We start from the raw sequence: 13920 nt of genomic DNA, 5'->3' as shown, positions 1-13920 counted from the left end.
CGCTCGTCAGATTTGCTCGGCGCCCCTGTCGCGCCCCGAGAACGCCTGCCGTCACAACGGCCGCGAACGCTAGGGCGCGCCTGCGGCGACGGCCCGCTCGACGAGCACACTCCGGACGGCGTCGAACGACTCCGGGCTGCGCAGCGCCCCGGAGGTGATCTGCGCACCCTGCACCGCCGCGATCACGGCATGGGCGAGCCCCACCGCAGCCGTGTCACCCAGGCCGAACACCACGAACTGGACCGCGATCGCCTCGACGATCTCGGTGAACCCGAGACGGCACGCCTCACCGAGCTCCTCGGAAGCCTCGCCGACCTCGGTCACCAGCGGCGCGATGGCGCAACCACGCCCGTACCCGCCGGCGATCATGCCGTCGCGCGCCCGATCCACGTACCCGCCGACCAGATCGGCGGCCGAGGTCGCGGCGCCGGCCAGCCGACGGATTTCCGCAAGCTGCTCGCCCGCGTGCACCCCGGCGGTCTCGGCAACGATCTGCTGCTTGCCCTGGGGAAAGTGGTAATACAGCGAACCCCGCGGTGCGGCACTGCGCTGCACCACCTCGGCGAGCGACATGGCGCGGTAGCCCCGCTCCCGGATGATCTCCCGAGCGGCGCCGATCATCCGCTGCCTGGTGCCGGGCCCCTGTCTCACGACGCCATTCCCCCAACTCAGGCATGTATGCTGACCGACATAATCTCTCTCCGCAGAGTGCCCGTCGGCAACCACAGTGTCAAGGCAGGCCCCTCCCTCGTGCGAGCCGAGGCCTCGAGCTGATCAAGGCTCAACCGAGGAACTTGCGCAGGTGTGCCACCACCTCTTCAGGCTGTTCCTCCGGCAGGAAGTGGCCGCAGTTCTCGAGGCCGGCGCCGGTGACGTTGTCCGCGTAGTCGCGCCAGATGTCGAGCGTCGGGAATTTGCCGAGGAGGCCGGCCAAGCCCCACAGGGCAAGTACGGGCTGCGTCACGCGCTTGCCCGCCGCGTAATCGGCGTCGTCGAGGTCGGCGTCGTCCGGGAAGGCCGCGCGGCAGTCGTCGAAACCTGCGCGCAGGGCCCCCGGGGCGGAGAACGCGCGCACGTACTCGTCGACGTCTTCTGCAGCAAGACCCTGGCGCTGGAACGTCCAGCGTTCGTAGAAGTAGCCGAGATACGCGGCGATGTTACTGCCCGCCAGCAGTTCCGGCAGGTCGGGCTGCAGATGGAAGAACCAGTGCCAGTAGCCCTCCTTCGCGATGACGGAATCCATCCGCCGCCACATTTCCCGCGTCGGCGCGATGTCGAGCACGGCCAGGCGCTCGACCTGGTCCGGGCGATCCAAAGCCCAGCGGTGCCCGACCCGGCCGCCGCGGTCGTGGCCGACGACGGCCACCCGATCGAAGCCGAGCTGCTCGGCCAGCTGCGCGAGGTCGGCGGCCATCGTGCGCTTGTCGTAGCCGCCACGGGGTTTGTCGGTGCGCCCGTATCCGCGCAGGTCAGGCGCGATCACGGTGTGGGTTTCGGCGAGCGGCCCCGCCACGCGGTGCCAGCAGTGAGACGTCTGCGGCCAGCCGTGCAGCAGGAAAATGGGCGGACCGTCGCCGCCACGCTGGTAGTGCATTCGCAGGTCGCCGACCTTGGCCATCGAAGATTCTAACCGGCTCATGGGGTTAGACGTTACGGGAGACGGTCGACCGATGACAAGGGTGGGAATTGTCACCGTGGAATGGTTTTTCGAGGGCGGCGAAGAAAACGTCAGGGCGTGTCCGAAAAAGTTCTTCGCTGGTTTCAGCATGGCTCTGAATGGTGTCGTGAACCCGTGGCGACGCCAGTGTCCACTGTGGTCGGAAACCCCGCCGTGAGCACCTCGGTCACCGGCGTGGCCGCGCAACGGCGGCCCGGGCGGCGGCGCGCGCCCGGGAGGCGCGCAGGTTGATGGCGTTGCCGCAGGCGCGGACGTCGTGCCAGACCGCGCTGTTGTTGCGCGACCGGTCGTAGAACACGGCCAGGCAGATCGGGCTGCGACAGGTCTTCACCCGCCGCCACTCGTCCAGCAGCTGCGCCCGGTGGACCTCCAGCAGCACCGCACCCGCGACGACCCGCCACCCGGTGCCCGCAGGCTCGAGCACCAGCCGGCCGCCGGCTTCCCATCCGGCGACGACGCGCAGCTCGGCCGGCAACGGTTCGCCCCCGGCCCCGGCCACAGCCACGAGCTGGTCACGGAGCGCCCGGAGCTCCTCGACGTCGGCGGCCCTGAGCCGAACGCCACGGCTGCGGCCACCACCGGCGCTCGCCCACTCCGCGATCGCCGCATTCGCCCACTCCTGAGCCGAGCGGACCGACGACAAGAGGTCACCGGAGGTCCCCTGCGGGCTGCGACGGGTGTTGAGCAGATCCTGGACGAGGGCGAGCCCGCCCGGCGCCGGCGCAAGACCGTAGCGCTCGTTCCCGCGCCACGTCATGGCAGCCGCCCAGAAGCCGGCAGTGCCACGGCCGACGCTCGCCGCAGCGCGTCGACCAGATCGGCTGTCGTTCGGCGGGACACCGCGGCGCCGGCGACGAACGTCGATCCGTGGAACGTGCCCGGGTACAAGTGCAGTTCCACCGGCACGTTCGCCTGCGCGAGCCGGCGCGCGTAGTCCAGCGCCTCGTCCCGAAACGGGTCGAACTGGCTCGCCGTGACGTACGCCGGCGGCAGCCGGGTCAGGTCGGTGGCACGCGCGGGTGCGGCGTACGACGACACGCGCGGACCGCCGGCCTCGTCGCCCAGGTAGGCGGCCCAGCTCTGCTTGGCGTTGCCGCGGTGCCAGACCGGAGTGTCCACAAAGGTCCACATCGACTCGGTGGCGAGCCGGTCGTCGAGCTCCGGGGTGCCGAGCGCCTGGAACGCCAGTGCCGGGCCGCCGCAGTCGCGGGCCAGCAGCGCCACGGCTGCCGCGAGCCCGCCGCCTGCGTTCTGCCCGGACACGGCGATCCACGCCGGGTCCACCCCCAGGTCTTCGGCCGTTTCCGCCAGCCACAGCAGCGCCGCGTAGCAGTCGACGAGCGCGGCGGGATGCGGATGCTCAGGCGCGAGCCGGTAGCCGACGGAGACGACCACCGCGCCCACCGACTCGGCGATCGCCGCCGCGCCGGCGTGTTCGGTGTGCAGACCACCGAAGACGAAGCCACCGGAGTGCATCAGTAGAACCGCCGGCAGGCGCCCGCTCTTCTGCCGCGGCCGGTACACGCGGACCGGCACCGACGGCGCGCCGTGGCGGCCGGGGACTTCGCGATCTTCGACGGTCAGCCCGGCCAGATCCGGTTCCGGGCACTGCGCCGACAGGGAACGCTCGGTCTCACGCGCCTTCCGGGGATCGCCGAGGTCGATCTCCGGGATCCCCGACAACCAGGGCGCCAGCTCCGGATCCACCGCGTAGGACAAGGAAAACTCCTCGGTTGGGCCCGCGCGTCAGGCGGCGGGGACGAAGCGCGGTCCGCTGGTCTGGAAGTCGGCGCGCTTCGCACGGACGAAATCTTCGACGGAAAGTGGGGGCCGGCCGCCGATCTTCTCGATGACGTCGTTCGTCCCGGAGAACACGCCGTTGAGGTAGTCGAGCGCGACACTGCGCAGGTGCTGGACGAGGTGCGGGTCGTGACCGCGCTCCAGCATCGACGCGGAGAACTCCTCGACGCCGATGGGCTCGTAGTGCACCGGGTGGCCGAGCTCGCGGGCCATGGCCTCGGCGATGTCGCGGTGGTTCATCTCGACCGGGCCGTGCAACGAGTAGATCGCGCGGTCGTGCTGCTCGGGTTCGACCAGGAGAGCCGCGATCACCCGGGACTGGTCGGCCGAGGCGATCGGCGCGTGCCGGCCCTCGCCGAACGGCAGGCGCAGGTAACCCTCGCCGTCGCGCATCTCCCACGACACCGTGAGCCACTCGGCGAAGAACGTCGGCCGGATGTGCGTGGTGAGCAGATCGGTCCGGTCCAGCAGGCGCTCGCACAGCCAGTGCTGGCGGGCCGCGTTGCTGGCGGCCTCGCGCCGGGCGGGGAGCTGCGACATGTTGACCACCGAGCGGACGCCGGCCTCGGTCGCCGCTTGGGCGAAGATCACCGTCGACTCCACCAGGCCCGGCAGGATCGGGTGACACAAGTACGCGCCGGTCACCCCCTGCAACGCCGTGGTCATGCCGTCGAGGTCGTGCAGGTCGGCCACGACCACCTCGGCACCGGCCTCCGCCAGCGCACGAGAGCGGTCGTCCTCCCGGTGCACCATCGCGCGGGCGCGATGGCCGCGCTCGAGGAGCAGCTTGATCGCCCCTCCTCCCGTCCTGCCGGTCGCCCCGGTCACCAGGAACAGCCTGTCGTCGGACACGTGAACACCTTTCGTAGAGCCGAAAATCGTGATCTGGGAGAAGTGCGGTACTCAGCCTGCGCCGGCACGGCGAACGCGGCGCCTCAGTCGCGAGGGCATGCTCAGCCACGACGACAGGAACTCCGAAACAATCGAGTACGTGCTCACCGACAGGGACAAGCGCCGGGCGGGCGCGCCGCTCAGGCGGACAGTCACCAGTCGATCTCGCGCATCAGGAAGGGCTTGTCCTCCGGCGCCGACTTGCGCGCTTCAAGGACTTGCTTGGCCGGCGCGCCGGCCGGCACGCGAAGCGCGGGTTCGGCTTGCTCGATCGTGTCGGCGACAGTGACCGCCACCGCCTCCAGGGTGACGGCCTCACCGCGGAGAACGGCCAGCGCCCCCAGCAGCGGCGTGTACGGATCACCGTCCGGCAGGGACACCTTGGCCGGCTCGCCGCTGCCCGAGGAAACCACGCCGGGCTGTACGATGCTCACCTTGATCCCGAAGTGACCGGTCTCGATCGCCAGGGTTTCGGCAAGCGCCTCCAGCGCCCACTTCGTCGCACCGTACGGACCGACCAACGGCAGCACCATGCGCCCCTGGATGCTCGAGACGAACACGAGCCGCCCCGCTCCCCGCGCTCGCATGGCCGGCAGAACTCCCTGCGCCACGCGCAGCGCCCCGAGGGTGTTGAGCTGGAAGAGCCGCTCCACGTCGTCGAGCGGAACGCTCTCCAGCGGCACGCGAACGGTCGCGCCGGCATTGCTCACCAGGACGTCGACCTCACCGGCGTCGCGGATCGCCGCGTCGACGCTGTCCTGATCGGTGACGTCGAGGCGCAGCCGCTGGTCCACCGGCAGGTCGGCGAGCGCCTCCGGACGACGCGCGGTGGCGATCACGCGGTGGCCGCGACCGGCCAGCTCGATCGCGATGGCACGGCCGATGCCCCTGGAGGCACCGGTGATGAGGACGGACGACATCGTGATTCTCCTTGTTCCTGAATGCTGTTCGCCGTGCGAGTGTGACCACAGTGGACGCGAGGGTGAGGCGGCCGGAACGGCACCGGCCCTCAGACGGTCGTCCAGGAGTCGATCCGGAACGCGCCGCCGGCGGCACTGATCCGCGCGCCCCGGCCGCCGGGGAAATGACCGCCGAACACGGGTGCGGAGTGCTCCACCGCCCAGCCGAGCATCCGGATCCGCGACTGCGCGGCAGTCTCGGCATCGGCATCGAGCGCGTTGCGCTGCTTCGGGTCGAGGATCTGCATGGGATGGTGCACGAGATCGCCGGCGAGCAGCGCGTGGTCACCGCCCGAAGAGATCGTGACGGCGGCCGCGCCCGGCGAGTGCCCCGGAACGGCGACGAGCCGGAGGGCATCGTCGATCACGTGTTCTTCGCCGTCCCACAACTGCGTTTCGGCGTGCTCCACGACGGGCGCGACGCTGTCGAGGAACGCGGACACATACCCGAGCGGGTCCGGCGCGTCCCCGCTCTTCGCCATGCCCGACAACAGGTCGAAGTCGGCTTTCGGCAGAAGGTGCGTCGCGTTGGGAAAGGTCGGGCGCCACTCCCCGCTCTCCAGCGTGGTGTTCCACCCGATGTGGTCGGGGTGCAGGTGAGTGCACACCACCGCGTCCACGTCCTCCGGCCGCACGCCGAGCGCGGCGAGGTTGGCGAGGTAGCCGGTGTCGAGACGGTCGAACGGCGGTACGCCCGGGCGTGGCTTCCCGTTGCCGATCCCGGTGTCGACCAGAATGGTCCGGCCGCCGCTGCGCACGAGGAAGCTCTGTGAGCACAGCCACGCGTCCTCGGACTCTGCGGACCAGAAGACCGGCTCGAGCCAGCCCTTCTCCGCCTCCCACTCCTCGCGCCCGGAGTCCGGCAGGAGCTCCGGCCGGGAGAACAAGTGATCGCTCCACTCGGAGACGCGGGTGACTTCGACGTCGCCGAAGGCGGCCGAGGTGGTCTCGTCGGTCATGAGATTTCCTTCCCGCTGTGATGGTGGACGGACGCGGGCCGGACCAGCCGACGCTTCACCAGTTGATGTCGTAGGGGAAGAAAACCTCGTCCTCGGGCGCGGTCTTGCGGGCGGCCAGGACCTTGGTCGCGGTCGCACCGGCCGGCACGCGCAGCGGCGGGTTGTCCTGCTCGATCGTGTCGGCCACGACCGTGGCTACTTCCTCAGGCGTCACAACGTCACCGCGGGTCTTGACCAGCTCGTCGAACAGCGGGCCGTACGGGTCGTCATCGGCCCGGAAGACCTTGGCCTTCGCGCCACCATTCGTCGCCACCACGCCTGGCTGGACGACGCTGACCTTCACTCCGAAGTGCCCGGTTTCGATGGCCAGCACCTCGGCCATGGCCTCCACCGCCCACTTGCTCATCCCGTACGGGCCGATGATCGGCAGCACCATCCGGCCCTGGATGCTGGACAGGAACACCAGGTGGCCGGAGCCACGTTCGCGCATGCCGGGCAGCGCGGCCTGGACGACGCGCAGCGCTCCCAGCGTGTTCAGGTCGAACAGCCGGGCGACCTCGGCCACCGGGACGCTCTCCAACGGGGCCCGCATGGTCTCGCCGGCGTTGTTGATCACGACGTCGATCTCGCCCGCAGCGGCGATCGCAGCGTCCACACTGGACTGATCGGTCACGTCCAGCCGGAGGCGCTGGGCGGTCGGCAGGTCGGCCAGGCTGTCCGGATTGCGGGCCGTGCCGATGACACGGTGACCACGCTTTGCGAGCTCCAGCGTCATGGCGCGACCGATTCCCTGCGAAGCGCCGGTGATGAGGATCGAAGACATGTCTGGAATCTCCAGTTCACTGAAGGGCTGATGAGGTTTGCGGTGGTGGACGACACGTCGCAGCGAGTACGCCGTTCGACCGGGACCCATCCACGTCAGGCAGCCAGCTACGTCTCACCGGTCCGACGTGGACTGGGCCGGACCGGCGAGACACCCCTCCGGTCCTCCGATGGCGGCGTGCGCCAACACCAGCGAGGCTAGCACGTATATATACCGACCGACATAATTGAAGCGCCTCGTTCGGGTGATTCACTTAACTCGCGGTGTCAGTCGCGGACTGCGGCGAGAGCGCGGGCTCGGGCGACCACGGTGTCGCGGATCGCGTTGAACGGCTCGGGGCTGCGCAGTGCGCGCGAGGTCACCATCGCTCCCTCGACACCCGCCACAGTCGCGTGCGACAGCTCCCGGGCGTCGGCAGCCTCAGCGCCGAGCACCACAAGCTGGAGCGCGAGGGTCTCGGTCATGAGGACGAAGGCCCGCCGGCTGGCGGCGCCGAGTTCTTCCGAGGTCTCCCCGACCTCGAGCACCAGTGGTGCGATGGTGCAACCGCGCCCATAACCGCTGGTCAGCATGCCTTCACGAGCCAGCTCGACGTACGCCCGAACCAAGTCCTCGGCAGACGAAGCCTCGCCGGCGAGCTGGTTGATCAGGTCGACCTGCTCGCGGGTGTGCGCCTCGGCCGCTTCGGCGGCCATCTGAACTTTGCCTTGGGGAAAGTGGTAGTAGACCGATCCGCGGGGGGACGCGCTGCGCTCGACCACATCAGACAGGGCCATGTTGTGGTAGCCGTGTTCGCGGATGAGCTGTCGGGCGGCCCCGATCATGCGCCGCTTGGTGTCTGACCGTCTGACCATGCCGCGAGTGTACCGCGGTTGCCTGTATGACGCCCGACATATATAGTCGCTCTCAGTGTTATGCCGGTCGACATAACCCGGCGCCGCCCACAGGCGATCCCCTCCGGAGCCGTCGCTCGCCATCCTCCGGACTGCACTCGCGTCGGCCAGTCAAACCCGAATCAGCCCAGTTTCACGAGGAGTCACACCATGAGCCGTGCCGTCCGCTTCCACCAGATCGGCGGTCCTGAAGTACTGCGGATCGAAGACGTGCCCGAGCCGAAGCCGGGTGCCGGCGAGGTCCTGATCCACGCCCGCGCTTGGGGGCTCAACCGAGCGGATTCGCTGTTCCGCCAGGGACTTTACAGTGTTGCCCCGGTCGTCCCGGCCGGCCTCGGTTTCGAGGTCGCAGGGCTGATCGCGGCCGTCGGCGACGGGGTCGGCGAGTTTCACGTCGGCCAAGCCGTCAGCGTATTGCCCGGCTTCAACCTGCTCGACTACCCGATGCACGGTGAAGCGGTTCTCGCACCCGTCCACGCCGTCGTGGCCCACCCCGAAGAGCTCTCCTTCGAGCAGGCGGCCTCGACGTGGATGCAGTACATCACCGCCTACGGCGGCCTGGTGGAGATCGCGAACACTCGGCCCGGGGACACCGTGGTGATCTCAGCCGCGTCCAGCAGCGTCGGTCTCGCGGCGATTCAGATCGCCCGGCGGGCGGGCGCGAAAGCCGTTGCGCTGACCCGTACCGGCGCAAAGCGGCAACAACTGCTGGACGCCGGAGCCGACGTGGTGATCGCCACCGCCGAGGAGGACGTCGTCGCGCGAATTCGAGAGCTGACCGAAGAGCGGGGCGCGAGGGTCATCTTCGACCCGGTCGGCGGCGCCACCCTCGCGACCTTGATCGAGGCCGCCGCCCAGGATGCGGTCCTCGTCATCTACGGCGTGCTCGACTTCGCCCCGGCAACCGTGAACGTGATGGACGTGCTGCTCAAGCGGCTCACCATCCGTGGTTTCGGGGTCGCTGAGCTCGCGTCGGACAGCCTGCGTCTGGCCCCCGCGGTGGACTACGTCCGGAAGGGCATCGTCGACGGCGACCTCGTCCCCGTCATCGACAAGGTGTTCCCGCTGGAGGACTACGCCGACGCGCACCGTCACCTGGAGCGCAATGACCAGGTCGGCAAGATCGTTGTCTCCGTCGACGCCCACACGGCCGGCTGACCGGACAATCGCCCCGTGGCGTCAGCGTGGTTCTGTCCGAAGTGGACCTTGCCTGCGTCCGCCAGGTCCACTTCGGCACTGGGCAAAACGAACACCGTGCACGAACGAACACCGCGCACAAACGAAAGGTTCTTCCTCGAATGAACGAAAGTCGACAACCGGGTTCTTCTCCGAGGAGAGCAGTGGTTCTGGGTGGCGGAGGACAAGTTGGCGCATCGTGGGAGGCAGCTCTGCTTCTCGCTCTCGGCGCGGCAGGATTCTCGGCCGCCGATGCTGATGTCGTCCTGGGAACGTCGGCCGGCTCGATCGTCGGCGCTTGGCTGACGATGCGCCCGGAAGGCCTCGCCGGGCTGCCCGACCGGATGCGCGCACGAGCGGCCTGGCACGCCGACCGCGCGGCGAACGGTCGCAGCGACCGCGAGAAGCTGACGCGCCTCACGAACAAGGGGGCCGATGCCGGCGCACCTTCGATGTTGGCCATGGCCCGGGCCGCGGTCGAAGCGGAGCCGCCGCTTTCCGCCGGCGAGGCCGAAGAACTGTGGAAATTGGGCGCACCCGAGGGCTCGTGGCCGCGAAACCTGGTGATGGCCGCGGTGAACGTCAGTACCGGCGAGGCACACGGGTGGTCGGCCGACGACCACCTCCCGGTCGCAGTCGGCATCGCGTGCTCCACCGCGGCTCCGGGCGTCGCACCGGCCGTCGACGTGGCCGGTGCTGTCTGGGTCGACGGCGGAGTGCGCTCCGCCACCAACGCCGACCTGATCGTCGATGCGGACGACCCGCTCCGCAGCGGGGGCAAGGTGCTGATCGTGGCGTGCAGGCCGGCGGACGACATCGCGCGCGAGAAGTCCATTCTCGCCGAGCACGGCTACGACGTGCGAGTTCTCGTCTCCGATCCCTACTACCGGAAGCCCACTGATCTGCTCGACTCACTCTTCGTCGACGCAGCCACGCAGGCCGGCACACAGCAGGGTCGCGACGCCGCCGAAGGCCTCAGGAAATGGTGGAACGAAGACTAATTCCCCTCCTCGACGAGCCGCGCAGAGTCCCACTTCGGACACCCACCACAGACGGCGAAATCGCGGACGTAGCACCGATCACCGCGTCCGCGATTGCCGAGCGAGTGCTCCGGCCTACAGTGTCCGAAGTGAACTTCGAGGCCGATTCAGCGCGCGGGAGTCACGCCTGGGGCCGCAGCAGCGGGCGCAGGTCTTCCAGACGGTCGAACAGGTGCCAGACGTAGGAGGACGAACCGTTCTCCCGGTGCGGATGCAGATCGGCCAGCGCCGGGTCGGCGCGGTAACTTTCGAACGCCGCGCGCGACTCCCACTCCACGACGATCATGACCTTGCGCGGCTCGATGTCCCCGGTGACCGACTCCCGGAACTGTCCTAATGCGACAACGCGGCCGCCGTGTGCGGCGACCTCTTTCGGCGATCGCCGAGAGTAGGCCAGGTACTCCTCGCGATCGGCGACGTCGAACAGATTGAGCGCGTAGACCGGTCCTCCGTCGTGCGGCTGCGCCATGTGTGCTCCTCGGGTCGAGTCGGTGGTGTCCGGATGGGGAAGCCGGCGGCTGTCGTGGTGTCTTTCCACCCGGCCTGGCTTTCGCCACCGTAAGCCAGTGCGCGCTCGGGTTCACGGGTGCTTGTGCGCCGGATCACGGTGCGAGCCGTACTCCCCGACTGACGAACCGGCTCTCGGCGACGTCGGCCTCCCCCGCCTGACCAGGGCAGACTCCGAGTTGACTTGCGTAGAAAAAGCCAGCACTCTACGGTGCCCCCATGTCGGAGACTCGATTGAACGCGGCCCCCGTGTCCGCCGGGCACAGGGCGTTCGCGGCCGGGGCGGCGACGCTCGCCGCGTTGTACGTCGGGAACAACTTGCCGAGTGCGTTGTATGCGTTGCTGCGGACGACGTTCGGTTTCTCGGCGTTGGTGCAGACGTTGCTGTACGCCGTGGCCGTGGCGGTGATCGTGCCGGGCCTGCTGGTGGCGGGGCCGCTGTCGGACGCCGTGGGGCGGCGCCCGTTGATGCTGGTGGCGCTGACGGCATTCTTCGCGGGCGACGTGGCGTTCACCTTCGCGACCGGGACGGGCTGGCTGTTCGTCGCGCGGATCCTGCAGGGGCTCGGCATGGGCGCGGGCGCCGCGGCGGCCCAGGCGATGCTGAGTGACAGCGCGGGACAGGATGCCGGCGGCCAGCGGCGCGCGGCGATGACCGCCACGGCGTGCGTCACGTTCGGGCTGGCGCTCGGGCCGGTGGTCGGTGGCCTGCTCGCGCAGTACGGCCCGCTGCCGCGGCACTTGTCGTTCGTGGTTCACGCGGTGGCCGTGGCGGCAGTGGCGCTGCTGGTGCTGCGGACGCCCCAGCCCGTCCGCGCCGAAGGCGTGCGCTGGCGCCGGCCGAGGCTCGGGGTGCCGGCGGAGATCCGGCGGACGTTCGTGGTGGCCGGGGCGTCGTCGTTCCTGGCGTGGGCGGTGCTGGGTGTGTTCTCCGCGGTCGTGCCCTCGCTCGTGCAGAGCATGCTGGGCTCGACGAACCTCGCGATCGCCGCGGCGGCACTCGCGCTGATGATCGCCACGTCGGGGTTCGTCCAGTTCGGCGCCCGCAAGCTGCCGCCGATCGCGGCGCAGGCGAGCGGGCTCGTGGTGCTCGCCGCCGGCCTGGCGTTGCTGGTGCTCGCGAACGGGACCGGCGCCACGTGGCTGGTGGTGCCGGCGATGCTCGGCACGGGAACCGGGCACGGGCTCGTGTTCACGGGCGCGCTGGCGGAGCTCACCGTCGTCACGCCGCCGGCCGAGCGCGGCGCCGTGATCGGGACGTACTACGTAGTCAGCTACGTCGGCCTCGGCGGACCGGTGGTCGTGGTCGGGCTGCTGTCGCTCGCGCGGGGGCTGCCCGCCGCGACCGTGCTCGTCGCCGCGGTCATCGGCGTGTTGTGCCTGGTGCTGGCGCCGCTGGTGTTCCTGGAGACCCGCCGCCGGGCGAGTGTCCGGTGACCCGTCCGGCCAGGATCGTCGTGGCCGGCCAGCCGTGCCCGATCGGCCGCGCGGCCGATGTCCTCGGTGACCGGTGGACCCTCCTGATCCTGCGCTCCATCACCGCCGGCGCCACGCGGTTCGACGAGCTCCACAACGATCTGGGCGCGTCGACCAACGTGCTCTCGAGCCGGCTGGCGGGTCTCGTCGGCGCGGGGGTGCTGACCAAGGTGCCCTACCGCGACGACCACCGCACCCGCCACGAGTACCGCCTCACCGAAGCGGGCGCCGACCTGCTGCCGGTGCTGCACGCGCTCGCCCGGTGGGGCGAGGACCACACCCGCTCCGACCGGCACACCCGGCCGATGAAGGCCGTCCACGCCGTCTGCGGCGCGGAAATGCCGTTCGGCGACCACTGCCCGCACTGCGATCGAACGGTGGCACGGACCGAGCTCACCTGGCTGCGGCCCTGGCGTTCGGCCGTCCCGGTGCCGGTTGCCGAACCCGTTCACGATTGAGGAGAGCACACCGATGGCCACTGGACTTCCGGTCACGACGACCACCCACGACGTGCGCCGGCTCGCCGTGCCGCTCGGGCGGCCTTACGCCGAAGCGATCCACCTGTTCGAGGACACCGTGCCGGTACTGGACCGCACCCGCTTCGACGGCTTAGCGGACTGGGCCGCGGTCGTCGCCAAGGCCGACGAGGTCGCGCCACTCGGCTTCCTGCGGTTCGCGAGCATCGAGGTGCCGCCGTTCATGGCCGGTTCCGGATTTTCCTGGGACTGCACGGAATACCTGATGGGCAACCACGTGATCGCCGAGCAGATGTACCGCCACAACCCGACAGTGATGCTGCACGCGCCCCTGCGGCTGCTGATCCAGGCCGACGAGCACGGCGACGGTGTGTTCGTGACCGACCAGCCCGGCACGCTGTTCGCGAGCTTCGGAGATCCGCGGGTGACCGCGGTCGGCCACCTGCTCGACACGAAGCTGGCCGGGCTGTTCACCGCGCTCGGGGTCGAACCGCCGGCGGAGCTGACGCATTGAGGGTGATCTTCGAAGGAAACTCGCACGCCAGAGGCTCTAGACGACTGGTCTAATCGGCTGCTACGGTGATGCCATGCCAGCCAAGGTGGACACACGCAAAAGCCTTCTGGACACCGCGCGGCGGATCGTCCTGGCCAAGGGTTACGCCGCGGTCGGCATCAACGAGGTGCTCGCCGACGCAGGCGTTCCGAAGGGGTCGTTCTACCACTGGTTCGATTCCAAGGACGCCTTCGGCGAAGCGATGATGAAGAGCTACTTCGACGATTACTTCGCCACCATGGACCGCATCGTCGCAAACAAGGCGAAGAGTTCGGGCGAGCACCTCATGCAGTACTGGCAGTACTTCCACGACACGCAAGCCGCGGACGACTGCCAGGGCGGCTGCCTGGTCGTCAAGCTGGGCGCCGAGATCGCCGACCTGTCGGAGGCGATGCGCGTCACGACGAAGACCGGGACCGCGGCGATCGTCGACCGGATCGAGCAGATGATCACCGACGGCGTGGCGGACGGGTCCGTGTCCATTCAGGACACCCCGCGCGCGACGGCCGAGACCCTGTACGACCTGTGGCTCGGGGCCAGCATGATCGCGAAGATCCACGGCAACCCCGGCCAACTCGACCGCGCCATGGCGGTCACGCGCCAGGTCCTGCACGTCTGACGAACCACCACTGACCGCGGGCGTACCGGGCCCGGGTCAGTGCTGACCATTACTAGTAGACCGGTCTAAG

General features: G+C 69.5%; 16 protein-coding genes. 6 read left to right on the top strand and 10 right to left on the bottom strand.

Annotated elements, in window-relative coordinates; genetic code table 11:
- Window positions 1-69: 69 nt before the first annotated feature.
- From ABZU76_RS13565 to ABZU76_RS13525, 9 genes are all read right to left on the bottom strand, one after another.
- On the bottom strand, window positions 70-651 hold the full coding sequence (locus ABZU76_RS13565) for a TetR/AcrR family transcriptional regulator (RefSeq protein ID WP_354868593.1): 582 nt from the start codon (window positions 649-651) through the stop codon (window positions 70-72).
- A gap of 130 nt (window positions 652-781) precedes the next feature.
- On the bottom strand, window positions 782-1639 hold the full coding sequence (locus ABZU76_RS13560; protein ID WP_354868590.1) for an alpha/beta hydrolase: 858 nt from the start codon (window positions 1637-1639) through the stop codon (window positions 782-784).
- Window positions 1640-1844: 205 nt separating this feature from the next.
- The gene (locus ABZU76_RS13555; RefSeq protein WP_354868587.1) at window positions 1845-2435 is read right to left on the bottom strand and encodes a CGNR zinc finger domain-containing protein; all 591 of its coding nucleotides are present in this window, start codon (window positions 2433-2435) and stop codon (window positions 1845-1847) included.
- Complete coding sequence (locus ABZU76_RS13550) at window positions 2432-3397, bottom strand: alpha/beta hydrolase fold domain-containing protein (RefSeq protein WP_354868584.1); 966 nt, start codon at window positions 3395-3397, stop codon at window positions 2432-2434. Before ABZU76_RS13550 ends, ABZU76_RS13555 begins: the two co-directional genes overlap by 4 nt.
- 27 nt (window positions 3398-3424) lie before the next feature.
- On the bottom strand, window positions 3425-4330 hold the full coding sequence (locus tag ABZU76_RS13545; RefSeq protein ID WP_354868581.1) for an NmrA family NAD(P)-binding protein: 906 nt from the start codon (window positions 4328-4330) through the stop codon (window positions 3425-3427).
- A gap of 191 nt (window positions 4331-4521) precedes the next feature.
- Window positions 4522-5289: an SDR family oxidoreductase gene (locus ABZU76_RS13540; protein WP_354868578.1), complete on the bottom strand. Its 768-nt coding sequence runs from the start codon at window positions 5287-5289 to the stop codon at window positions 4522-4524.
- 89 nt (window positions 5290-5378) lie between these two features.
- Entirely contained in the window at window positions 5379-6287 is a 909-nt protein-coding gene (locus ABZU76_RS13535; protein WP_354868575.1) for an MBL fold metallo-hydrolase, read from the bottom strand.
- Window positions 6288-6342: 55 nt separating this feature from the next.
- Window positions 6343-7110, bottom strand: a complete 768-nt coding sequence (locus tag ABZU76_RS13530; RefSeq protein WP_354868573.1) for an SDR family oxidoreductase — start codon at window positions 7108-7110, stop codon at window positions 6343-6345.
- A 266-nt stretch (window positions 7111-7376) separates the two neighbouring features.
- Window positions 7377-7964: a TetR family transcriptional regulator gene (locus ABZU76_RS13525; protein ID WP_354868571.1), complete on the bottom strand. Its 588-nt coding sequence runs from the start codon at window positions 7962-7964 to the stop codon at window positions 7377-7379.
- A 189-nt stretch (window positions 7965-8153) separates the two neighbouring features.
- Between ABZU76_RS13525 and ABZU76_RS13520 the strand changes: the two genes are divergently transcribed.
- Together ABZU76_RS13520 and ABZU76_RS13515 are read left to right on the top strand one after the other, a co-directional pair.
- Complete coding sequence (locus ABZU76_RS13520; RefSeq protein ID WP_354868569.1) at window positions 8154-9161, top strand: zinc-dependent alcohol dehydrogenase family protein; 1008 nt, start codon at window positions 8154-8156, stop codon at window positions 9159-9161.
- Window positions 9162-9301: 140 nt separating this feature from the next.
- Window positions 9302-10180, top strand: a complete 879-nt coding sequence (locus ABZU76_RS13515) for a patatin-like phospholipase family protein (protein ID WP_354868566.1) — start codon at window positions 9302-9304, stop codon at window positions 10178-10180.
- 160 nt (window positions 10181-10340) lie between these two features.
- Here ABZU76_RS13515 and ABZU76_RS13510 read toward each other — a convergent pair whose 3' ends face one another.
- Window positions 10341-10688, bottom strand: a complete 348-nt coding sequence (locus ABZU76_RS13510) for a DUF1330 domain-containing protein (RefSeq protein WP_354868563.1) — start codon at window positions 10686-10688, stop codon at window positions 10341-10343.
- A 257-nt stretch (window positions 10689-10945) separates the two neighbouring features.
- On the opposite strand from ABZU76_RS13510, the gene ABZU76_RS13505 reads away from it, so the two are divergent.
- From ABZU76_RS13505 to ABZU76_RS13490, 4 genes are all read left to right on the top strand, one after another.
- Complete coding sequence (locus ABZU76_RS13505) at window positions 10946-12163, top strand: MFS transporter (protein WP_354868560.1); 1218 nt, start codon at window positions 10946-10948, stop codon at window positions 12161-12163.
- Window positions 12160-12660, top strand: coding sequence for a helix-turn-helix domain-containing protein (locus ABZU76_RS13500; protein ID WP_354868557.1), 501 nt, complete (start codon window positions 12160-12162; stop codon window positions 12658-12660). The genes ABZU76_RS13505 and ABZU76_RS13500 overlap by 4 nt, the downstream gene beginning before the upstream one ends.
- Window positions 12661-12673: 13 nt before the next feature.
- Window positions 12674-13192 (top strand): hypothetical protein, encoded by a 519-nt coding sequence (locus tag ABZU76_RS13495; RefSeq protein WP_354868555.1) that lies wholly within the window; start codon window positions 12674-12676, stop codon window positions 13190-13192.
- Window positions 13193-13265: 73 nt separating this feature from the next.
- A complete protein-coding gene (locus ABZU76_RS13490; protein WP_354868552.1) occupies window positions 13266-13850 on the top strand; it encodes a TetR/AcrR family transcriptional regulator in 585 nt (194 codons plus the stop codon).
- Window positions 13851-13920: the final 70 nt, after the last annotated feature.

Source organism: Amycolatopsis sp. NPDC005232, from assembly GCF_040607795.1.
In the GTDB taxonomy this organism is placed as follows: domain Bacteria; phylum Actinomycetota; class Actinomycetes; order Mycobacteriales; family Pseudonocardiaceae; genus Amycolatopsis.
Note: the sequence above shows the minus strand (reverse complement) of the source record. Positions and strands in the feature narration are given on the sequence as shown.

Bases quoted from the DNA above. Each gene is read 5' to 3' on its own strand.
- ABZU76_RS13505 (WP_354868560.1), top strand. From the start codon at position 10,946: ATGTCGGAGACTCGATTGAACGCGGCCCCCGTGTCCGCCGGGCACAGG.
- ABZU76_RS13515 (WP_354868566.1), top strand. From the start codon at position 9,302: ATGAACGAAAGTCGACAACCGGGTTCTTCTCCGAGGAGAGCAGTGGTT.
- ABZU76_RS13490 (WP_354868552.1), top strand. From the start codon at position 13,266: ATGCCAGCCAAGGTGGACACACGCAAAAGCCTTCTGGACACCGCGCGG.
- ABZU76_RS13540 (WP_354868578.1), bottom strand. From the start codon at position 5,289: ATGTCGTCCGTCCTCATCACCGGTGCCTCCAGGGGCATCGGCCGTGCC.
- ABZU76_RS13560 (WP_354868590.1), bottom strand. From the start codon at position 1,639: ATGAGCCGGTTAGAATCTTCGATGGCCAAGGTCGGCGACCTGCGAATG.
- ABZU76_RS13510 (WP_354868563.1), bottom strand. From the start codon at position 10,688: ATGGCGCAGCCGCACGACGGAGGACCGGTCTACGCGCTCAATCTGTTC.
- ABZU76_RS13535 (WP_354868575.1), bottom strand. From the start codon at position 6,287: ATGACCGACGAGACCACCTCGGCCGCCTTCGGCGACGTCGAAGTCACC.
- ABZU76_RS13495 (WP_354868555.1), top strand. From the start codon at position 12,674: ATGGCCACTGGACTTCCGGTCACGACGACCACCCACGACGTGCGCCGG.
- ABZU76_RS13555 (WP_354868587.1), bottom strand. From the start codon at position 2,435: ATGACGTGGCGCGGGAACGAGCGCTACGGTCTTGCGCCGGCGCCGGGC.
- ABZU76_RS13520 (WP_354868569.1), top strand. From the start codon at position 8,154: ATGAGCCGTGCCGTCCGCTTCCACCAGATCGGCGGTCCTGAAGTACTG.
- ABZU76_RS13530 (WP_354868573.1), bottom strand. From the start codon at position 7,110: ATGTCTTCGATCCTCATCACCGGCGCTTCGCAGGGAATCGGTCGCGCC.
- ABZU76_RS13525 (WP_354868571.1), bottom strand. From the start codon at position 7,964: ATGGTCAGACGGTCAGACACCAAGCGGCGCATGATCGGGGCCGCCCGA.